The sequence below is a fragment of the Desulfonatronum thiodismutans genome, from assembly GCF_000717475.1.
Taxonomy (GTDB): Bacteria; Desulfobacterota; Desulfovibrionia; order Desulfovibrionales; family Desulfonatronaceae; genus Desulfonatronum; species Desulfonatronum thiodismutans.
In genome coordinates this window covers 162288-183600 of sequence record NZ_JPIK01000005.1, presented here as the reverse complement: position 1 = coordinate 183600, position 21313 = coordinate 162288, and the positions used below count along the sequence as shown (strand labels likewise).

Here is a 21313-nt window from a genome sequence, read left to right as displayed (position 1 = left end):
GGGCTTCCAATCGTCGCGACACGGCGCATTTCCTTCAACAGGAGTCGGCATGAAAACCAAGTTCATATTCGTCACCGGCGGGGTGCTCTCATCGCTGGGCAAGGGGCTGGCCGCCGCGTCCATTGGGGCGCTGTTGCAGGCCAGAGGACTAAAGGTCACCATCCAAAAGCTCGATCCCTACATCAACGTGGACCCGGGCACGATGAACCCGTTTCAGCACGGGGAAGTCTACGTGACCGACGATGGGGCGGAAACCGACCTGGATCTGGGCCATTACGAGCGCTACCTGAACATTTCCATGTCCCAGCGCAACAACTACACCTCGGGCAGCATCTACAACTCCGTGATCACCAAGGAGCGCCGCGGGGATTATCTGGGCGGGACCGTGCAGGTGATTCCGCACATCACCGACGAGATCAAAAGCGCGGTACTCAGCGTGGCTCAAAACGACGAGGACGTGGCCATTATTGAAATCGGCGGCACGGTGGGCGACATTGAAAGCCTGCCTTTTCTGGAGGCCATCCGCCAACTGCGTTCCAATCTGGGCAAGGACAACGTCCTGTACATCCACCTGACCCTGGTCCCGCTGATGCGCGCCGCCGGCGAACTGAAGACCAAGCCCACTCAGCACAGCGTCAAGGAACTGCGCTCCATCGGCATTCAGCCGGACATCATTCTGTGCCGTAGCGAGGTCGATCTAGGCAAGGACATCAAGGCCAAGATCGCCCTGTTCTGCAATGTGGACGAAGACGCGGTGTTCACGGCCATTGACGTCAAAAGTATCTACGAAGTGCCCTTGGCCCTGTACGAGGAAGGAGTCGACCAGAAGATTGCCATTTTATTGCGACTTCCGGCCAAAAATCCGCACCTGCCGTGTTGGAAGGAACTGGTTGCCAGACTGAAGGCCCCCAAGGACGAGGTGCGCATCGCCATTGTCGGAAAATACGTGGATCTGCGGGAGTCCTACAAGAGCCTGCACGAGGCCCTTATCCACGGAGGCGTGGCTCACGACGTCTCCGTGCGCCTGGAGTACGTCAACTCCGAGGATCTGACGGAAGCCACTATTGCCGAGGCCATGGCCGGGTTGCACGGAGTGCTGGTGCCCGGAGGCTTCGGGCATCGCGGGGTGGAAGGCAAGATCGCGGCCATCCGGCACGCCCGGGAGCAGCAGGTCCCGTTTTTCGGAATCTGCCTGGGCATGCAGTGCGCGGTGATCGAGTTCGCCCGCAACGTCTTGAACCTGCCCACGGCCAACTCCGAGGAATTCGACCCCACCACCGCGGACCCGGTGATCTACCTGATGTCCGAGTGGTACGACCACCGCGGGCAATGTCTCCAGAAACGCGACGCGAGCTGCGCCAAGGGCGGAACCATGCGTCTGGGCGCATACCCCTGCCGGATCAGGCCGGAAACGAAAGCCTTCGTCGCCTACGCCGAGGAACTGGTCCAGGAGCGCCATCGCCACCGCTACGAATTCAATTCCCGCTACGCGGAACGCTTTGAAGCCGCCGGCATGGTGCTCAGCGGCCTCTCCCCGGACAACGCCCTGGTGGAAATCGTCGAACTGACCGACCATCCCTGGTTTCTGGGCTGTCAGTTCCATCCGGAATTCAAATCCCGCCCTTTGGCCCCGCACCCGCTATTCCGGGACTTCATCGGCGCGGCCCTGGCCTTTAAAAATGCAACCAAGCAGTAACGGACACGCCATGATCGACCCGAAACAGCTATATGCGCGTTCCCGATCCGGCCCGTTTCTCATCGCCGGGCCGTGCGTTCTGGAGAGCCTGGAACTGGCCCTGGAGGTCGCCGATTCTCTGGCGACCACGGCCGAGCGCGAACAGATCCCCGTGATTTTCAAGAGTTCCTTTGACAAGGCCAACCGCAGCTCCCTGGAATCCTTCCGCGGTCCGGGCCTGGAACGGGGCCTGGATTGGCTGGCCGCGATCAAGGAACGGACCGGCCTGCCCGTGGTCACGGACATCCACGAGCCCAGACAGGCGGCCATCGTGGCCCAGGTGGCGGACGTGATCCAGATTCCCGCCTTCCTCTGCCGCCAGACCGACCTGCTCTTGGCCGCCGGAGAAACCGGACGGATCGTGAACATCAAGAAAGGCCAGTTCGTGGCCCCCTGGGATCTGCTGCCCGCCGCGGCCAAGGTGCGCTCCACGGGCAATTCCCTGATCTGGCTCACCGAACGGGGCAACAGCTTCGGGTACAACAATCTGGTGGTGGATTTCCGCTCGATTCCGCTGCTGGCCGAATCCGGACACCCGGTGATCTTTGACGCCACCCATTCGGTGCAGCTTCCCGGTGGCAAGGGGCACGCCTCGGACGGGCAGCGGGAATTCGTCCCGGTCCTGGCCCGGGCCGCCGTGGCCGCCGGGTGCAACGGCCTGTTTCTGGAAGTCCACCCCCGGCCGGACCAAGCCCTGTGCGACGGGCCCAACAGTTGGCCCTTGGACAAGCTGCCCTCGCTGTTGGGCGACTTGCTGCGGATCTGGAGGCTCGACCATGAATGCTGAAGAGCGGGCCCGACGGATTCGACTGCTGATCCTGGACGTGGACGGAGTGCTCACGGACGGCGGGCTGTATTTCGACGCCCAGGGGCGCGTCAGCAAGCGCTTCAACGTCCAGGACGGGTTGGGAATCAAAATGGCTCAGTCCACTGGACTGGAGTTCGCCATCATCACCGGCCTGGACTCCCCGGCCGTGGCGGCCAGGGCCAAGGAACTGGGCATCACCGAATACCACCCCGGCCAGGTCAAAAAAGCCCCGATCATCCGGGAGATCTGCCGGAGCAGGGAGCTTGATCTTTCCCAACTGGCCTACCTCGGCGACGACTGGGTGGACGCGGCGCCGCTGCGCATGGTCGGCCTGCCCATGGCCGTGGCCAATGCCCAGCCGGAGATCAAGGAACTGGCCGTCTGGACCAGCCAGGCAGCCGGTGGACACGGCGCGGCCCGGGAAGCCATCCGATTCATCCTCACGGCCCAGGGCACGTACGAGCCATTGTGGCGGCAGTGGCTGAACGACGAATAAGTTTTCTTCCGGAAACGGCCTTGTCTCCTTTTGGCTGCGTTACTCTTCACAATTATTCGTCAACGTATTGATATACGCCTCCTCATAATTTCTTGAGTTCCTTGCCAAAAGAAATAATTGCTCGTTTCCGGCTTGAAAACCATGCCCTCTTCTCCCTTTTCCATCCCCAAGCACGACGGCAATCGACCCTCAAGAATTCTGCTGGTCGGCCCTTCCTGGGTCGGGGACATGGTCATGGCCCAGAGTTTGGTTCAGGTGCTGCGCCAACGGTTTCCGGGCGCGGAGGTGGACGTCCTGGCCCCGGCCTGGAGCGCGGCCCTGGTGGCGCGGATGCCCGGAGTGCGCCGAGCCGTGTCCATCTCCGCCGGACACGGGCGGCTGGAACTCTGGGAGCGCCTGACCCTGGCCCACCGCCTGCGCGGAAGCTATGACCAAGCCCTGGTCCTGCCCAACTCCCTGAAATCGGCCCTGGTGCCGTTCCTGGCCGGGATTCCCCAGCGCACCGGGTATCTCGGCGAATACCGCTACGTCCTGCTGAACGACACACGAAGACTGAACAAGCACCTCCTGCCCATGACCGTCCAGCGGTTCGTGGCCCTGGGACTGTCCAAGGACACGGAGCCGCCGCCCGACGTGCCCGCTCCACGTCTCGAAGTCCATGCAGCGAATGTTCAATACGCCCTGACCGAATTGAACTTGGACGCCGACCGGGACATCCTGGTCCTTTGCCCCGGAGCGGAGTACGGCCCGGCCAAGCGCTGGCCGACCGAGCAGTTCGCCGCGGTGGGCCGGACTCTGGCCGGACAGGGCTGGAATATCTGGGTAATGGGGTCAGCCAAGGACGGCGAAACGGCCCAAGCCGTGTGCGATCTTGTCGGCCCGACGGCCGTGAATCTGGCCGGGCGAACCTCCCTGGCCCAGGCCGTGGACCTGATCTCTTTGGCCCGGGCCGTGGTCAGCAACGACTCCGGACTGATGCACGTTGCCGCGGCCCTGGATCGTCCTCTCGTGGCCGTTTACGGCTCCTCTGACCCCGGCTTCACTCCGCCGCTCAGCCCGAACTCGCGCATCGTCTCCTTGGGCCTGAAGTGCAGTCCCTGTTTTCAACGCCAGTGTCCGGAGGGTCACCTGGACTGCCTGCTGAGTCTGGCTCCGGATCTTGTCCTGGCCCAATTGGCCGAACTGCTCCCGGATCTGGATGCCGGACGGCCCATGATAGCCGGAGAGTGCTAGAAACCAGGAGCCTGAAAGCCGTATTTCCATGTCCCATCCGACGCCCACTCCCATTTCCGACTCACGACGACCAGTGGTCTACGTGGTCCGCCGTCAATCCTCGGGCGGCGGGGCTGAAACCGCGGCCGCGCGGTTGGTGGAGCATTTGTCCGCGTCCTGGGAGGTTCACCGGCTGGCCGCGGGATCATGCATCGCGGGCAGCAAGCTGGCCGGCGGCAAAGGACCGGGCTGGTGGCGGGCCCTGCGCTTCGCGGCCGACGTGGACGCGGCCTTGGCCGACCGGCCCGGCGTGATTCTCAATCTGGAGCGAGGGCCCAAGTGTCACGTTTACCGAGCCGGGGACGGGGTGCATCTGCGCTGGCGCTCGTTGCGTTTTGGCCGCTCCCCGTTGTGGATGACCAATCCCTTGCACTGGCTCTACCCTCGCCTGGAATCCAAAACCGTGACCTCCGCCCGCCTGGTGGTCTCCAACTCCGAAATGGTCCGCCGAGAGATGGAGCGGACCTATCCCCAGGCCGCCCACAAGCTGCGGGTGGTGCTCAACGGCTTTGATCCGCGGCTTTTTTTCCCGAGCACTGACCCGACCAAGCCACCGACTCAAGCGTTGAACTTGCCGGGCAATATTCCCAAGCCATGTCGCCTGTTCCTTTTCGTGGGCAGCGGCTGGCAACGCAAGGGGCTGGCCCGGGCACTGGAGCTTCTGACCGTCTACAATCAAGCCGTTATGCCTAATGAACCACGGGGCGTGCTGCTGGTGGTGGGCAAGGGTCGGCCGGAACAATACCGATCACTGCTCCGAAGATGGAATCTCGACTCCCAGGTGCATTTTTTAGGCGTCCGCTCGGAACTGACCCGATTATATCAAGCCGCGGACGTCCTGGTCCTGCCCACGCTCTACGACCCGTTTGCCAACGCCTGTCTGGAAGCCATGGCCTGCGACTGTCCGGTGCTCACCACCGCCAACAACGGTGCCGCCGAGGTGATCGCCCACGGACGGACGGGATATGTGCTCAAAAATAGCTTGGGGAACGACCTGGCCGACGCGGTGCATTGGCTGCGCACCGCGGCCCGCCGACCCGGAGAGGTAGCCGAAAGCGTGGCCTCGCTGACCGTGGACCGGGAAATGCGGGCGTTTTCGGCCTTGATGCGGGAGTTGTCCTCGTCAGCCCCTTGAAACCCGCTTTACCAAGTGCTGGGGAGAAGATGGGGAAATGCTTACTCCGCCATTCCTCCCTGCTATGACGGCAGGAACTCCCGAAACACGGGATAAAAATCCCGAGCAAAAGATTGAGCCTTTTCAAGGGCCTGTTGCGGTTCGCCTTCATAGCGAGTGGAGATGCGGATAAAGGCCGTGTCCCTGCGTCCGTGAAAAATGGAATTGGTGATCTCGGCCAGTTTGAGCGCGTATTCACTGTTCAAGCTTTTGTCCTTGGCCTGGAACCAGTACAGAAACAGCTCCTTGCTTTGCCCGTGCTGATACACGGCCTGAACCAGGTTCACCGTGTCCGCCCCCATGTCCACGGTTACCCTTTCGCTGGAGTACTCATACCAGCCGCCTCCGGGCAGGCAGTGCTTGGGGGAGTGAATCACTCCAGTGCCCTTGCCGCCGTCGTAGAAGCCGATGTGCAAGTCCACGGGCCGCTCGCCGGGTCGGGCGTAGGAACGGTTCAGGATGTCCGTGGGTTTGAGAATGTTCAGGATGCTGTCGCTAAAGGTGGATTCGCCGACCATGCGCCAGCCCTGGTGCTCGGTCGGAAACTGGGTAAAGGGCTTGTTGGTGGGCATGGCCGTATCCGCGTGGACATGCATATACAATACGCCTAGAAGCATCAACGCGTAGGCGACGATAAATTTTTTCGTGGTCAGCATCGGACCTCCTTAAAATACTTTGACATGTGAGATTTTGCGCGCGACGCAACAACTGGGAGTTTTTCAACTGTAACCATCTCGCTTCCGAAGCAGTCATCCTCGAATAAAGGTATCCGGTCCGCTTTTCACGGATTCGCTGGGTAGTTACCTTTCTTCCCAGTCAAAGTGCAAAAAAATCCGACACGACCTGTAAAACCAAGCGACATATCTATCAGTATTGTTGTCTCAACCCAACAAAGTTGGCCCGGGCTTGTCAACTCCTGCTAGGCCGAAGCGCAAATGTCCTCCAGGCTTCTGCGTTGGCTTTCGCTCATATCCGTGAACATTGCGCCAATTTGGATCGTATAGTTCCATTTCTCGACGCGAATGGTTTGGCAGGTCGCTCGATATTCCCTGGACCCGCCTGAAAAACGAAAACAAATGGCACCGTGGCTGTTCGTGAGATCCAACTTCCTAAGATCATCGTCATAGTCATAAAGCGCGACCTGAAGACCTCCCAAAGAAAGATTTTTAACAATGGCCTGGGAGGTGAATCTTCTCCCGTCCGCCTCGATCTGCATGACTGCCGGGGCCAGAACTTCCTTACGGATACTTTTCCTTCGATCTGCCTGCCCTGGATGCATGCAACCCCCCAACTACAGTTATTTTTTTAATCCTAGCTTGTTTTTTGGCCAGGGAATCGGCCATGCCAACATACGTGTTGACAGCCTTTATTGCGCCAGTGACGCTTTCCCAAAAAAGAAAGGAGCCGTCACTGGTTGTCTACCAGAGATTTCACATGCAATTGTCATGCATTTCGAGCAAAATGCACATGACTTCGAAAACCTAAGCTCCATTTTTCAGGCTTGGGGCTTGGAAACGTAAAATATTTCGACAAGCCCCAACAAAGAGTGCATGGGGGAAGGGGCGGCTCCCGCGGTTGATTTGCCGGATGGCTGACGAATCTTCGAATCTTCGATCTTGTCAAACTCTGAAGTGATAGACGAGATCGCTCTGGGCCCGTTTCTTCAGCATTGCTCCACCCGGACACGGGGCCGATGGCAATGCGAGATCTGCAGTGCATGGTTTGAAACTTGCATTAGGTTGGCAAAATTTGCGTGAGTGCAGCGGCTCACCCGGGTGTTGATTCGCAACGCCGGAAGTCCTGCGCATACGGAAACACAACTCCTCCCCGACGATCGGAAGCTCGTCACACATAAAGTGCGACGCGACACAATATGTATTGGAACGTCACGCATGGGAGCCGCCAGGAATCGACATGCCCCAAAATTTGCTCGCCTCCTTTTCAAATCCAAGAATTTTGATAATTGACGACGAACAGTTGTTCCGGGATGCTGTTTCCGACTATCTGAAAGAACAAGGATTCAAGACACATACAGCCGCCAATGGCCGGTCCGGTCTCGAAGCGTTTCAGAAATTCGCCCCCCATGCCGTCCTGGTAGATTTGCGCATGGAAGAGGTCGACGGCCTGGAGGTGGTCGCCTCGGTGGTCAAGGAATCTCCCGAAACGCCATGCATCGTGGTTTCCGGGACAGGCGTGCTCCAGGACGCCATCGAAGCCTTACGCATCGGCGCAAGCGACTACGTGACCAAGCCGGTGCAGGATCTGGAAGCCTTGGTGCATGTGGTCCGACGTTGCCTGGAGCGAGCCAGGCTGCAACAGGAAAACCGCCTTTACCGCGAACGGTTGGAGGAGCAAGTGACCCAGCGGACCGCGGAGTTGCGGTCCAGGACCATGGAACTGGAAGAGGTCAATTCCAAATTACTGGCCGAGATCACGGAGCGCAAGCGCGTCGAGAAGCTTATCGCCAAGGCCAAGAAGGAGTGGGAGACGACGTTTGATTCCGTCTCGGATCATGTCAGCATTGTTGGCCCGGATTTTCGCTTCCTGCGCGTGAACAAAACCTTGGCCGCGCACCATGGCATGCATCCCCGAGAGATGATCGGCATGCTCTGCCTGGGAATCATTGGATGCATGGATTTGGGCGCCTCGATCTGCCCACATAAGACGTTCATTGAGGAGGCGGGGAAATCAGCACGGGAGCAGATCATCCACTGCCAAGAACTGGATCAGTGGGACTACCTCTCAACAACGCCCCTGTACAACGACGGGGAGTACATCGGCACCCTTCTGGTCTACAGGGACGTAACCGAGCGCGTCCGGACCGAGAAAGCCCTCAAGGAGAGCGAAAACAGGTTCAGGCTGCTGGCCGAGAACGCCACGGACATGGTCACGCGGCTGTCACCGGGCGGAGATTTCATCTACGTTTCCCCATCCTGCCAGACCATTCTGGGGTTTGCCCCCCAGACCTTGGTGGGGAAGTCACTGTTTGATTTCATCCATTCGGACTGCACCTCCAAAGCGGCGGCCTGCCTGCGCGAAGAAACCTGCAGGTTTGTCTGTCGAATGCACACCATCAGCGACGCCTACGTCTGGCTGGACATATCCACAAAGCTCCTGCGGGACGCGAAAACAGGCGTTATTCTCGAGGTACAAGCCTCTTCCCGGGACATCACCGAGGCCATCCACGCCCAAGAAGCCCTCCAACGCAGCAATGAGAAATTCTCCAAAGCCTTCCACACGAGCTTGGACGGGTTTGCCATCGTCAACATCGACAACGCAACGGTGCTGGAGGCCAACCCCAGCTTTGCCCAGACCCTTGACTTGGACCACGGGAAACTGGTCGGCATGAGCCTGGAGTCTCTACCCTGCTGGCTGACCAAGGCCGACCAGCAACGCCTGCGCCGGGAGTTGGACGATAAACGGGAAGTCCGAGACTTTGAGGCGATCCTGCACACCCTCGGCGGGGAAGAAGTTTTCGTTCAACTGTCGGCGAGCTTTCTCGAACTCCAGCAGGAACCCTGCATCATCTATTCGTTGAAAAATATCACGAGCCAGAAACTGGCTGAAAAAGAAATCAAGTTCATGGCCATGCATGACCAGCTCACCGGTCTTCCCAACAGGCGCCTGTTCCTGGACCGTTTCGAACAGACCCTGAACAGAGCCAGGCGCTACGGGGAGAAGGCCTGCCTGATGTTCGTGGATCTTGATGCATTCAAGGAAATCAACGACGAAATGGGCCATCAGATAGGCGACGCGGTGCTTAAGGAAACCGCGATGCGTCTGGAAAAATGCGTCCGAAAGTCGGACACCGTGGCGCGGATCGGCGGCGACGAATTCGTCCTGATCCTGGGCGGCCAGGTGGAGGCGCAACAGGTCGAAAATGTCGCCCGCAAGATTACCCGTGAACTATCCAAGGATATCGTGGCATTTGGATATCAGTGCGCTATCAGCGCAAGCATCGGGATCAGTCTTTTCCCTGGAGACGGCCAGAGCCTGGACGTGCTGATGCAGAAGGCCGACGCGGCCATGTACCAGGCCAAAAAAGCCGGAGGGGACATGTTCCTGTTTTATTCATTCGATACCGCCCCGCCCCAGTCAACGGCCTTTTCGTGACATCGTGCCGACAACCGCATTTTCGGCAAAACATTTCAAAAGATTACGGACAGCCCCCCTGATCCCTCGCCCAACCCAAGTCCGCGCAATAGCCAAGGCGGCAAGCGGTTTGCAAGTCCTGACAGCCTTGGGCATTACGTCCCGCCAGGATCATAGTCACCCCACGGTTGTTGTAGGCAAGCGCGTATTCTGAATCAATGTCCAAAGCACGTTGAAAGTCCTCAAGGGCCCGGTCCGGATGCCCGGATTCGCGCCATGCATAGCCGCGGTTATTGTAAGAAACGGCTCTTAGCGGATCACGCTCCAGGGCTTGGTCATAGGAGGCGATGGCCCGTGCGTAGTTGCCCAGGTGAATATGGACGTTGCCAAGGTTGATGAACGCTTCCGGACTGCCGGGTGCCAAATCCGCGGCCCGGTCAAAATCCGCCAGAGCCTCGTCAAAGCGACGCAGATTCGTCAGGGCGATGCCCCGGTTGTTCAGGACCGTGGCGTCCAAGGGATCTTTCTCCAGGGCTTCGGAATAGTCCTTAACCGCGGCCTCGGAGCGACCAGCCTGGGCCAGGACGATGCCACGCTGGCTCAAAAAAACGGGGTTGCCGGGCTCCAGGTCCAAGGCCAGGCCATAGGCATCCAGGGCTTGGTCATGACGGCCAAGGAGTCTGTTCGCCAGAGCCAGGTTGGCGTGGGCGTTGGCCAGTCTGGGAGACAGAGTCACCGCGCGCTCCAAGTCTTGCCGGGCCTCGGAAGGCCGCCCCGTCTGGATCAAAGACCAGCCGCGATTGTTCCAGGGCATGGGGTTGTCGGGATCAAGGGCGATGGCCTGGTCAAAATCTTTCAGGGCTTGCTCAAAGCGTCCCAGCCGACTCAAGGCATGTCCGCGGGCATTATAGGCCCGGGCGTACAGAGGATCTAATTCCAGGACGCGATCAAACTCAACCACGGCCTGCTCAAACTCCCCCATCTCCAGATAGACCAAGCCCCGAGTATTGTAGGGCATGCCGAATCCGGGCCGCAGGGCAATGGCTCGGCTGGAGTCTTCCAGAGCCGGAGCCGATTCTCCACGGCGATAGTGGACCATGCCCTTGTTGGTCCACGCCTGGTAGTAATCCGGATTGATCTCCACGGCACGCGCGAAGTCAGCCACGGCCTCGCGCATCTTGCCCAGCCGGTAATACGCAAGCCCTCTGTTGTTCAAGATTTGGGCATTCTCGGGATCCGCCTTCAAAGCCGCGGAAAAGGCTTCCACGGACTGTTGGTAGTCGCCGGCTCGGAACAAGGCCAAGCCCCGACGTCTTTCCGTGGGCCCGTCAGTCTCTTGGGACCAGACCGTCGGTGCGGGGGACACAAGGCAGAACGACAAGAGAAGGGTGAAAATGCTAAGAACGCGGATCATGCGTGGAGTATCCGGGATGGTTCAGAACCTGCCGTCGCTTGAAGATTTGAAACGCTCGCTCACGCCAGGACGAGTTTGCCTCGCAATTCTTCGGTCAGGGCGTCGAGCAGCCTGCGGCTCATTTTTGAGTAGGGCAAAGGTTCGTCAAACTCCAACCCGAAGTCTCCGGTGTCCGGCTTGACCCATCTGACACAGCCGCTGCGCCAACGCAGGATCGAAAAATCGCCGTTCTTGGAGATGGTTTTGAACAGAACCATGTCCCCCCTGGTCAATTGATCGTAGTCGCTCAAAATACGCATTCCGGCCCCCCTTCTGCTCACATCGCGCAACCCGGCCTCGATACATGGGCCATTGTTGACCTGAAGACAGCAGACCACCTTGTCCTGAACCAGGTCCAGGAGAAAGCGTAGCCATCGTCTTTTTTGCACAGTTTGCATCAGGGCCTCCTGAAGGGATGCGGTTTCCTCAGCTCTCTCGGAGCACGCGGCAAGCGTGCTGATTTCAGCCCCCCCGATCAGGCCTGAATGTCGTACTTTTTCATCAGGTCGTACATCGTGGGCCTGGCAATACCCAGGGCCTTGGCGGCCTGGGCGATGTTCCCGGCCTGCTCCGCGAGGGCGGCTTGGACCATTTGCCGTTCCACCAATTCGCGTCCCTCCCGCAAAGTGGCCGCCTGGGGAGGCGACCAGCCGCCGTTGGTTGTGGGCGTGCTTTCAAACCCCAGGTCCTGCGGCTCGATCAGCGGGGTATTGGTCATGATCACGGCCCGCTGGACCTTGTTTTCCAGCTCCCGGACATTGCCCGGCCATTCATAGCCGCGCAAGGAGGCAATGGCGTTCCGGCTGAAGCCGCCGGTCTTGCGGTTCTGCTCCCGGCAACTCCTGCGCAAAAAAAGGTTGGCCAGGATCAGGACGTCTTCATCCCGGTCCCTGAGCGGCGGCAGGTCGATGGTTACCACGCCGATGCGATAGAACAGATCTTCCCGGAAAGCGCCGGTTGCCATGGCCTTGTGGATGTCGATGTTCGTTGCGGCAAGGATGCGGGCATCCACCTGAATGTCCTGGCGACCACCCACGCGCTGGATCGTTTTTTCCTGCAGAAAGCGCAACAGCTTGACTTGCAGGCTCAGGGGCAACTCCCCGATTTCATCCAAGAACAAAGTCCCCTGGTGAGCGTATTCAACCTTGCCCTGGTTGCGGGCGTGCGCGCCGGTGAACGCCCCTTTCTCATGACCGAATAACTCCGCTTCCAAAAGATTTTCAGGGATGGCCCCGCAATTGATGGCCACAAAAGCGCCGGTCCTGCGCGGGCTTTTGGCGTGGATGGCCCTGGCCGCCAGTTCCTTTCCGGTCCCGGATTCTCCCGTGATCAGGATCGAGACGTCGGATGCGGCCACCTTGCGGATGGAGGAGAAGACCTCCTGCATCTTCGGGCACTGGCCGATAATGCCGAGAGTCTCGTCCAGGCCGGGCAAAGAAGCGTTGAACAGGCGGCGATTCTCCTCCTCCAGGGAGGCAAGGTGAAAGGCCCGCTTGATGATGATCCGCAGTTCTTCAAGGTCAATGGGCTTGCGGTAAAAGTCGTAAGCCCCCAACTGGATGGCCTTGAGGGCGTTCTCCTGACCGTCGTTGCCCGTGATCACGATCACTTTGGCCGTCGGGGCCAACTTGAGGATCTCCGTTAAACAGCGAAAGCCCTCCTCGGAACTGTCCTCATGAGGCGGCAGGCCCAGATCCAGGGTGACCACGCCGGGCTTGCTCCGGCCGAACAGCTCCAAGGCATGGTCCGCGTTTTCAGCCAGTTCCAATTCGTAATCCCGCCCCAGCCCCCATTTGAGCTGTTTGCGGATATCCTGGTTGTCGTCGACAATAAGCAGTTTATTCATCGTGTCTCGCCCGGCGGGGAAAAAGGTCGCGGTTAAAAAGTCTGCTGCGAAGGTATCCAGTCTTAAAAAGGACATCAATACCGGGTTTACAACCCGCCCGTACCCTTCGGTTGAAAAAGAAGAGGCTTTAACCGCCCGTTTGCTGCGCTCACTCGACATATGGGAACATTTACCCTGCGGGCATGCAAAAACCAGCGACAGCTGGAGGCTGTTTTTAGGCCGCAACGGTCCGCGTCCCAAAAGACTTCCCGTCTTTGCTTTTGTCCCGCCTGTCGAGTGAAGCGGGCGGCGAAGCCAAACTTTCGATCCGCAACAAAAAAACGCCGCTGCATGGGCGGGCGACCCGTGCAACGGCGTTTTTTAGGGTGCTGAAACGTACTCTTAGCCCGGTCCAGCTTTCCCGGAAAATCGGATCAGCCTATTTTTTTCAAGAACCGCTTCCTGCCGAAGAACAATCCGATCAGCCCAAGACCAAGCAGCGCGATGGTGCCGGGCTCAGGCACGACGCCTCCGCCAGGAGGATCGGACGTAAGGCTTGCCCTGGCCCAAAGTACGGAGTTGGCGCAGGTGGGGGCCAAAACCACGTCAAAGGTTTGGGCCATGGAAGTCATGCCAAGGGCGGCAAGCAGATTGAAATCACCTGAGATGGTGTAGGTGTATGGCTTTGGGGAAGTCATTGTAAAGTTTGTATTATTCATGAGATCGGCATCTTCATCGATTCGAACGTATGGAGCCATTGTCTCCCCTGAACCAAGAGTTCCATAACCAAACAAGTTCCCGTACGCATAGCTGGAAATGTTAGCTGCTGTTGCTTGGGCAGGAAATACATCAGTTGAGTGGCGTGGGGTGACGTTAGAGTAAAAACCACCATTAGAATTCATAGCAATAGCAAAGACGCTAGACTCCGTGACAAAAAACATGTCACCAAGCTCAGTTCGATATGTATTGGGATCGCCTTCTGCAAAATTTGTAGTTATTTTAATATCAAATGAATTTCTTTGAATATTCATTTCCATAAATGGAGTGATGAACCCAAAAGTATTAAATGGCCCTATGGTTGTATGCCAACTTCCCTCAGAATAGCCATCGAATGAACCTGTATTGACCAGGGCGGCCTGCACCTTGGCATCTGTAAAGAGCTCCAATGTCACCAACGACGCATGCGCCGTCGTAGCCATGAAGAAAAGGCCCAGGGCCATGACCATCAAAACGTTTTTTTTGCGCATAATCCTTATTCCCTCATCATATTATCACCCCACGATTCCGGGGTGAGCCCAGCGAACTCTCGATATTCGAGATGTTATACCGTTCCGAATCAAACTTATAGGTGCTTAGCAAAAAAAAGGCCAACAGCCTCCAAGAAAATGCGCGCGAAAAATACAGGCTCAAGACATTGAAATTAAATAATATTGCCAAGCACACCCTTGCCAAGCACACCCTTTCATCCCGCACTGGAAACAGACAAAAGTGCAAAGCTTCCCGACAAACCGATCACTGACATTATCCTTGGCGTCAAATGCCATTGCCTGCATTGCGCCCCCTGAGAAGCGCCAAGGCCAACCGGTGCGGCAGGTGCACTCACCGCCAGCCAAGCCCGACAAATGGGCCATGCCCACAACAGCATCTCGTCGCATATCTTTACATCTTGCCACAGATTTGTCGTATTTTTTTACATCTCCGGCTTTCAATTCCTAAGCAAAAAAACGCCCACACCTAAAAAAAGCTGGCTTAGCACTTAAAATAACTGAGCTTATTTCTTCAGCATACACCACCTGACGATGTACTTTCTGGTCTTATTCTTGCAATAAGACTCTATCTATTCTTGTCTCCTGGCAATGCCCCAGCATATCCTTCCATCATAAGGACTTTTCATCATGCTCAGAAAAACCATACTTACTGTTTCCCTCATCATGGCCATGGCGTTGAACGCCCATGCCCTGACGTACAACTTTTGGGGCCAAGACAAGGGCGGTGTAGGCTCCGCCGTTATGGGCATTGCCATCAACGGGACCACCCTGATCATGACATTGGACAACACCTCCCCGACAACAACGAATAACAACGAACTGAATATCTCAGCCATCACGCGTTTTGGTTTCAACCTGGGCAACGTCCCATTGCCGACACTTGAGAGCTGGTCCTTGACCGCGTTTACCACGGACTACGTGTCGGAAACCATCGGTGGAAGTCCGAGCGATATTTGGAAGCTGGGAACATCCCAGAATGGCGTAACGTTGGACTACTTGGCACATAATAATAATGGCGATTATAACGCCCTGTACAACCCCGACCTTTGGCGTACCGCTGGTTTCTCCTACAGTGGCCCCAACGCATTTCTGACCAGGGCCGTGCTGACCATGACCTTTGACGAGGCCCCTTTCCTGGCTGAGCCGAAGGATATTGGCAGCGGATTGACGGGAACAACGTACGTCAGGTTCCAGCGGGTGGGACTTAATGCCCAGGGCAGCCTGAAGCTGGTTGGTGATCCCTTTGAGGCGCCCGGCGGCGGGCCGACTCCCGTTCCTGAACCAGGAACCATCGTGCTCCTCGGCGCGGGCCTGCTCGGCCTGGGTGCATACGTCCGTCGCAGAAAAAACACCTAGGCATGAGGGCGCGAGAGCATCGAAATCATATTTAACTGAGTGTTGAAAAATCCTTATTCGGCAGTCCGTTCAAAAACCCTAAGTGCAAGGAGCAAAAAAAGTTCAAGGTCGAAGCGCATTTATTCATACGTGAGAGTTTGAACTTTTTGCAGCGACGCAGCAATTGGGAGTTTTTCAACGGACTGCTAAACCGAACCGTTGTGAGCCTAAATTTGACGCTCAACAGCACCATCATACGACTCAAGCAACACCTCTTGCCTACCAGTGAGGATATTATGAGAAAGAGACTCCTGACCCTTTTCTGCGCACTATTACTTTTACTCGGCTCGGCCGGCTTTTCCGGGGCGACGCAGTACTGGCTGCCAGGTGTCAACCAAAATTCAGGCTGGGTCGACGCCGACAAGACGTCATCTGGCGATAGTTTAATGTGCTGGGCCGCTTCCGCCTCGAACCTGCTGGCCTGGACCGGTTGGTGGGGTGGCATGACCACGGCTGACCAAATTTTCGATCATTATATTGACTACTTTTCAAATGCCCCCGGTAATCCAAGATATGCCGTAGAGTGGTGGTTCACTGGAGTTTATACTCCGCAAGGTTTTTCAGGTTGGTCACAGTTGGATTCATCGAATATACATGCTGGTTTTTATCAAGGTCAGTATAGCTTCGGAACATATGCTTCATCGAATGATTCTCTCTCGAACAATACTTTCTACGCTGCATATCAATGGTCCAGCGATTGGCTCATAGATTTCATTCGCGCAAATTTAGGAATTTCCATTCGTATTGAATCCGGTAACGTTGGGCACTTCCTAACAGTATGGGGTTGGGATGCAGATATGAACAAAATTTGGGTAACTGATTCTGACGTCAGAGGAGGAGACCTGATCCAGTCTTACAGTGTTACCAACGGCCAGTTGCAAGGATATAATGTATTTTCTGGCTATTCCGATTGGAGTATCACAAACATCTACGGCCTCAACCGCAACCCTGACTGGAGCCAACCGATTCCGGAACCGTCCACCATGCTTCTGCTGGCTTTCGGCCTTATTGCAGTCGCATGGCGGGTGAGGGCGGGCAGGCGGAATTATTAGCCACGAAACATCTTGAATTCGTTGGACAAAAAAAAAAAGGGGGGGGGGGGGGGGCGGGGGTGCGGGCCCCCCCGGGGGGGGGGGCGGGGGGGGGTGAGGGGGGGGGGCGCCCACCAGGTAGATGAGGGAGATCTGTTTCAGGCCGCGTCTTAGGAGCGGGGGTTTGGGGGGAAGGGGAAGGGGGGGGGGGGGGGGGGAAAGGGTTTCGCCCGCCGTACGGAANNGGGGGGGGGGGGGGGCCGTGGCCCCCTTTTTTATTGCCCTTTCAACCTGCTTCCCTAAAGTATTGCATCAGAAAGCCATTGCGCCGAGAGGCGGGATAAGGACGATGTCATTAAAATATCCTGCGAGTACTTTTCTGTCCTTGGTTAGTTTTCCAGGCAAGCCCCGCAGACACCCTTGAAGGAAGGACGGAAACGAACATGTCCGATACCACGTCCGGTCACCCGTTTTACCCCCTGAAAGATAGAACCGCATCCATGCTGCATGCCAACGGTTTCGCGGTTGTGCCGGGTGCGGCCTTACAGAGCATGGAGGAGGTCTACGCAACCCTGCGCACGGAGAACATCCCGATCCTGGCGACCACGGACTCGATCCTCCACTTCACCCACAGGATTTTTGACCAGCTCCTGCATCTGGTCGAGACGGACCAGGTCATCGGCGATCTCAAGGAACTGACGGGAATTATGCTGCGGCGATCCATCCAGAATTATGAGGCCGCGGAGAATGACAAGATCAGACAGGCCCTGCGGTCCAATGTCCTGTTCTTTTCCGTGGCCGCGCGCCTGCTGGGCCTGCGGCCCGCGGTTCCCTCGGAACTTGTGCCCGCCTTGGAATCCCTAGTCGAGCAGGAGATCGAGCTTATCCTGGCCGGCCGGGGATTCGCGCCGTCCCCGGTCCTGGGTTACCTCGAGGACTACAGCCAGTACGCGCCCCGGGGGCGCTACACGCAAAGCAAAGCGCTCCGCTCCTATTTCCTGGCCATGACGTGGTACGGCCGGATTGGGTTTTACGTCGGCCCCATAGGTTCCCTTAGGGTGACGGACGACCTTGCCCGGCGCTTGACCAGGCAGGCCCTGCTCATGGTCAGGGCCCTGCACCAGCCGGACGCGGAAACCGACCCGGGCTTGGCGGCCTGGGAGAGAATCAACGCGGCCATAGTGTTGCTCATCGGACCGGCGGACGACCTGGACGTCCATGACTATCGAAAGGCCGCGGTCACGGTGTTCGGCGGGCTTCCGGACGACGACGATCTTGCCGACGACTCCAGACTGGAGACGTACATGGAGGAGATCCGGCGGGGGCGACCGCCCGGGATCCTCTCGACCCTTGGCCTTGATGCGGAACAGGAGCCAAACCGCGGCCCCGGGCGGGTCCGGGCCTTGCGCTTTCTGGGGCAACGTTTCACGCCGGACGCCTGGATCCTGCAACAGCTGGTCTATCCCCGGGTCATGGACTACACGGGCGCTTCCCGGCCGTTCACCCTGGTCATGTCGCAGCGCGGGCCGATCAGGGGTTTGCCGCGCGGCCTGGACGTCATGGCGGCCCTTGGCTCGGACCTGGCCGCCCGGATCATCCGGGCCGAGGGCGACGGCGACTATGTGGGCTTTGACGAGCAATTGCGCATGCTGCAAAATGCCTTCAGCCGGCAGGGGAGCGGGTGGCCGTTCGCCCTGTACTGGGACCGGCTGCGCTGCGTGACGCCCCTGTTGGGGCCTGTGCCCGGCAACGCTCCCGGGTTCATGCAATCCGAAGCGTGGGCCAAAAAATCCCTGAACACGGCCCTGGGTGCCTGGGCCGAGCTGCGGCACGACTCCATCCTCTACGCCAAGCAGAGCTACACGGAAATGGGCACGGGCCGGCCCCGACCCGTTGAGCGAACTTTCAGCCACGTGGAGCCCTATCCGGAATTTTATGCACGGGTGCGCGCCCTGGTGGACAAGGTCCGGACCAATTCGGCCCGGCACGGGGCAATCTCCCGGGAGGTTCACGGCAAGCTTGATGAGTTCGCAGGACTGCTGGCCGTGCTGACCGCCGCAGCCGAAAAGGAGCTTGCCGGGGAAGCGCTGAGTCCCGACGAATACGAGACCATCTGGATGATCGGGTCCCTGCTGGAGTCAGCCGCGAGCTTCCCGGCCCCCGAGGCGGAGTATGAAAGCTCGCGGGCCGCCAACGGTGCCGCGGTCGTGGCCGACGTGCACACGGACCCGAATTCGGGCCAGGTGCTCCAGGTGGGGGTGGGTCGGCCTTTCGTGATGTACGTCAGCATGGTCCGCGACGGCCGGGAGCGGATCGCGGCTGGCCCGGTCTATTCCTATTACGAGTTCAAGCAGCCCATGGCCGGCCGTCTGACAAACGAACAGTGGCGGGAGATGCTCCAAAGGGACCAGGTGCCACCGTTGCAGAACTGGTCCGCCAGCTTTGTCGCTCAGAAGGCGACTTCCTCACCAAGGTGATGTTCCCGCTTGCCCATCGGCCAAATTCCTGCCCTGGCCACTGCCTGCGCCATCCGCCCCCCCTCCATCCTGCTCCTGAACCTGCCAACCTGCCTGCCACAGGCCATTGCGACCCAGAAACAGCCCCCCAGCTGACGCTGGATAAATTGCCCGCAGAGCACTGCCCCCTTACCCCGGCAACCGTCCGCCGTGTCAAGCGACATCAGAAACTGACCCCTTGGCGACAGTTAGAATTGACCCCCCTGGTTTTGGGTTGATGGTGGCGCAGTCATCACCGTTTTCATGCCGGAACGTCGTTTCTCTCGCAGCCGATAGCTCTCACCGCGGATGGTAACCACATGGCTGTGGTGCAGCACCCGGTCGAGTATGGCTGTCGCCATCCCGGCGAGCAGCGCCTTGACTCCGTGGGAACAAGGAGCATATTGCGGACATGGAGGGGCAGTTGGCGAGTATTGCGGTTCATTGTCCTGAAAAGAAGAGGAGAGACCATGGAATTGACCAACATTTCCCGGCATGAAATGACGGCCATGATGAAAGAGGCATTTGCCAGCGTCCTGAGCGAACGACGGGATTTATTGGAGGAAGCGGTTGAGGAAGCCATTTTGGACATGAAATTCGGTTTGGCCATTGAAGATGGCGATTCTGGAGAATATGTTTCCGAAAAAGCCGTTTTTGAAAAACTCCGTTTTTGACTATGAACGTTCGGTACGCAAAGAGGTTTCTCAAGGATATCGACAAGCTGAAGGAAGAGCAGGTCGTAAAGAGGGAAATCTTGAATATCATCACTACTCTCAAAAATGCAGAAAATCTCGCCGGAATTCCTAATATAAAGCCACTCAAAGGTTATTCACAGTATTTCAGGATAAAAGTCGGAGACTATCGCCTGGGATTCAAGAAAACTGAGGAGAGCCTTGATTTGATCCGTTTTCTTCATCGCAAAGATATCTACAGACTCTTTCCTTGACACCCCAACCCCCGCGAAACACCCCACAGCCCCCCAGCATCTTTACCCCGTTGAATGACGCAGAAGCATCCCTGCAAAGCAGGATTCAACCGGGGCCAGCATCCCAGCATTCCAGCATCCCAGCATCCCAACATAAATGTTTTCCGCTCCAATCTTTCAATCCCTCGCCTTATCCCAAAGCACGCTCTGTCCGGACGAGAGGAATTTGGCCAGTCCGCCCAGGGCGGAGAAGTTCAGCAGGCAGAATACATAGGGGATGTACGCGATACGGGAGAGGGCTTTGCCCCAGCCGCTGGTTTGGGAACGGGTAAGGGCTCCGAGCAGGGCCAGGGCGTAGAAAATGCCTTGCAGGATCAGCAGGACTGCGTAAAAGGGTGCGCCGGCCAGGAGGATGTTGCTGACAAAGACGGCTATCAGCAGGAGCGGCGCAAGGACCCGCAAGAGCTTATGCGAGAACATCTGCAGGGCAATGGGGCTGGTGAACGGGTTGAAGACCTGGGGCATCATCCAGAAGATCTGATAGTTGCCGTACAGGGTCCGGCCCTTTCTGCGGGACTCTTCCCGGGGATTGTCCGCGACTTCGTCGTACGCCCTGGCTGTGCCGTCGAACACGGCCCGATAGCCCCTGGCAATGATCCGTAGCGGGGTGATCATGTCGTCAAGCACGGCGCTGGCGGGCAGCGGGGTGAAGAGGTTGCGCCGGATGGCATAGATGGCCCCGGTGGCCCCGAGCATGGAATGGATGGCACTCTCCAGGCGGCGCATGAATTTTTCATAGTTCCAGTACAGGTTGATGCCCCTGGCCGTGGCCCCGTCCTTGGTCCTGAACACAAGCTCCCCGCTGACGCAGCCCACTGCCGGGTCGCTGAAGTTGTCCACCAGTTGCCGCACCGCATCCGGTTCAAAAACCTGCCGGGCGTCGGTGAAGACAAGTATGTCGTTGCGGGCTGCCCCCACCAGTTCATTCAGCACGGCCATCTTGCCCCGTCGCTCTTGAAACGGGAAAAACCGGATTACGGGATTACGGCCTTGCCCGGAGTCCATGTTTTCAGGACTGGCCGCAAACCGCTCAATCATCGCATTGGTCTGGTCCGTTGACCCGTCCGAACCGATCAGGATCTCGCAGTCTTCCGACGGATATTCCAGGGAAAACAGGTTGTTCAGTTTGCGCTCAATGACGTCCTGCTCATTCCATGCGGCAATGACCACGGAAACTCCGGCCCGCAGGGGTGATTTTATTACGGGACGTGCATAAACACGGGTGAAAACCCAGAGCAGGACCGGATAGGCAAAATAGCAGTAGATAATAAGAAAAAAAGACAA

General features: G+C 57.9%; 20 protein-coding genes and 1 pseudogene. 13 read left to right on the top strand and 8 right to left on the bottom strand.

The features are described from left to right. Nucleotides 1-49 precede the first annotated feature (49 nt). The 5 genes from GY33_RS0104115 to GY33_RS0104095 all read left to right on the top strand — a co-directional run bounded on the left by GY33_RS0104115 (nt 50) and on the right by GY33_RS0104095 (nt 5446). On the top strand, nt 50-1696 hold the full coding sequence (locus GY33_RS0104115; protein WP_031386124.1) for a CTP synthase: 1647 nt from the start codon (nt 50-52) through the stop codon (nt 1694-1696). A 10-nt stretch (nt 1697-1706) separates the two neighbouring features. Continuing rightward, a complete protein-coding gene (kdsA, locus tag GY33_RS0104110; RefSeq protein ID WP_031386123.1) occupies nt 1707-2522 on the top strand; it encodes a 3-deoxy-8-phosphooctulonate synthase in 816 nt (271 codons plus the stop codon). Beyond that, nucleotides 2512-3039, top strand: a complete 528-nt coding sequence (locus GY33_RS0104105) for a KdsC family phosphatase (RefSeq protein ID WP_031386122.1) — start codon at nt 2512-2514, stop codon at nt 3037-3039. The genes kdsA and GY33_RS0104105 overlap by 11 nt, the downstream gene beginning before the upstream one ends. 141 nt (nt 3040-3180) lie before the next feature. Further along, nucleotides 3181-4272 carry a lipopolysaccharide heptosyltransferase II gene (gene waaF / locus GY33_RS0104100; protein WP_051822318.1) on the top strand — a complete coding sequence of 364 codons (1092 nt, stop codon included), beginning with the start codon at nt 3181-3183 and terminating at the stop codon, nt 4270-4272. Between the two features lie 28 nt (nt 4273-4300). Beyond that, the gene (locus GY33_RS0104095) at nt 4301-5446 is read left to right on the top strand and encodes a glycosyltransferase family 4 protein (RefSeq protein WP_031386120.1); all 1146 of its coding nucleotides are present in this window, start codon (nt 4301-4303) and stop codon (nt 5444-5446) included. A 62-nt stretch (nt 5447-5508) separates the two neighbouring features. Here GY33_RS0104095 and GY33_RS0104090 read toward each other — a convergent pair whose 3' ends face one another. Beyond that, nucleotides 5509-6141: an exosortase C-terminal domain/associated protein EpsI gene (locus tag GY33_RS0104090; RefSeq protein WP_031386119.1), complete on the bottom strand. Its 633-nt coding sequence runs from the start codon at nt 6139-6141 to the stop codon at nt 5509-5511. Nucleotides 6142-6404: 263 nt separating this feature from the next. Beyond that, nucleotides 6405-6764 carry a PilZ domain-containing protein gene (locus GY33_RS0104085; protein ID WP_084184769.1) on the bottom strand — a complete coding sequence of 120 codons (360 nt, stop codon included), beginning with the start codon at nt 6762-6764 and terminating at the stop codon, nt 6405-6407. A gap of 635 nt (nt 6765-7399) precedes the next feature. On the opposite strand from GY33_RS0104085, the gene GY33_RS0104080 reads away from it, so the two are divergent. Beyond that, nucleotides 7400-9598, top strand: a complete 2199-nt coding sequence (locus GY33_RS0104080; protein WP_031386117.1) for a diguanylate cyclase domain-containing protein — start codon at nt 7400-7402, stop codon at nt 9596-9598. Nucleotides 9599-9641: 43 nt separating this feature from the next. On the opposite strand, the gene GY33_RS0104075 is transcribed toward GY33_RS0104080, so the two are convergent. The 3 genes from GY33_RS0104075 to prsR form a co-directional block, all read right to left on the bottom strand. Further along, nucleotides 9642-10991: a tetratricopeptide repeat protein gene (locus GY33_RS0104075; protein WP_084184767.1), complete on the bottom strand. Its 1350-nt coding sequence runs from the start codon at nt 10989-10991 to the stop codon at nt 9642-9644. 59 nt (nt 10992-11050) lie between these two features. Beyond that, the gene (locus GY33_RS0104070) at nt 11051-11428 is read right to left on the bottom strand and encodes a PilZ domain-containing protein (RefSeq protein ID WP_031386115.1); all 378 of its coding nucleotides are present in this window, start codon (nt 11426-11428) and stop codon (nt 11051-11053) included. A gap of 77 nt (nt 11429-11505) precedes the next feature. Then, complete coding sequence (prsR, locus tag GY33_RS0104065; protein WP_031386114.1) at nt 11506-12876, bottom strand: PEP-CTERM-box response regulator transcription factor; 1371 nt, start codon at nt 12874-12876, stop codon at nt 11506-11508. 1 nt (nt 12877) lies between these two features. Here prsR and GY33_RS20880 point away from each other — a divergent pair, with 1 nt between their 5' ends. Next, nucleotides 12878-13156 carry a hypothetical protein gene (locus GY33_RS20880; RefSeq protein WP_152555068.1) on the top strand — a complete coding sequence of 93 codons (279 nt, stop codon included), beginning with the start codon at nt 12878-12880 and terminating at the stop codon, nt 13154-13156. A 133-nt stretch (nt 13157-13289) separates the two neighbouring features. Here the strand turns inward: GY33_RS20880 and GY33_RS0104060 are convergent, their stop codons facing one another. Continuing rightward, a complete protein-coding gene (locus GY33_RS0104060; RefSeq protein ID WP_031386113.1) occupies nt 13290-14102 on the bottom strand; it encodes a PEP-CTERM sorting domain-containing protein in 813 nt (270 codons plus the stop codon). A 648-nt stretch (nt 14103-14750) separates the two neighbouring features. Here GY33_RS0104060 and GY33_RS21510 point away from each other — a divergent pair. From GY33_RS21510 to GY33_RS21780, 4 genes are all read left to right on the top strand, one after another. Continuing rightward, entirely contained in the window at nt 14751-15479 is a 729-nt protein-coding gene (locus tag GY33_RS21510; RefSeq protein WP_031386112.1) for a PEP-CTERM sorting domain-containing protein, read from the top strand. Nucleotides 15480-15616: 137 nt separating this feature from the next. Then, nucleotides 15617-16570 carry a PEP-CTERM sorting domain-containing protein gene (locus tag GY33_RS0104050; protein ID WP_152555067.1) on the top strand — a complete coding sequence of 318 codons (954 nt, stop codon included), beginning with the start codon at nt 15617-15619 and terminating at the stop codon, nt 16568-16570. Between the two features lie 422 nt (nt 16571-16992). Continuing rightward, the gene (locus GY33_RS0104045; protein ID WP_031386110.1) at nt 16993-19026 is read left to right on the top strand and encodes a DUF3160 domain-containing protein; all 2034 of its coding nucleotides are present in this window, start codon (nt 16993-16995) and stop codon (nt 19024-19026) included. Between the two features lie 9 nt (nt 19027-19035). Then, nucleotides 19036-19161, top strand: coding sequence for a hypothetical protein (locus tag GY33_RS21780; protein ID WP_268746622.1), 126 nt, complete (start codon nt 19036-19038; stop codon nt 19159-19161). Nucleotides 19162-19253: 92 nt separating this feature from the next. Here GY33_RS21780 and GY33_RS21505 read toward each other — a convergent pair. Next, a pseudogene (locus tag GY33_RS21505) lies at nt 19254-19397 on the bottom strand (ATP-binding protein); the annotation flags it as partial. Nucleotides 19398-19514: 117 nt separating this feature from the next. Between GY33_RS21505 and GY33_RS0104035 the strand changes: the two are divergent. Beyond that, a complete protein-coding gene (locus tag GY33_RS0104035; RefSeq protein ID WP_031386109.1) occupies nt 19515-19718 on the top strand; it encodes a hypothetical protein in 204 nt (67 codons plus the stop codon). A 2-nt stretch (nt 19719-19720) separates the two neighbouring features. After that, on the top strand, nt 19721-19990 hold the full coding sequence (locus GY33_RS21930) for a type II toxin-antitoxin system RelE family toxin (protein ID WP_031386108.1): 270 nt from the start codon (nt 19721-19723) through the stop codon (nt 19988-19990). A 156-nt stretch (nt 19991-20146) separates the two neighbouring features. On the opposite strand, the gene GY33_RS0104025 is transcribed toward GY33_RS21930, so the two are convergent. Continuing rightward, complete coding sequence (locus GY33_RS0104025) at nt 20147-21313, bottom strand: glycosyltransferase family 2 protein (RefSeq protein ID WP_161788439.1); 1167 nt, start codon at nt 21311-21313, stop codon at nt 20147-20149.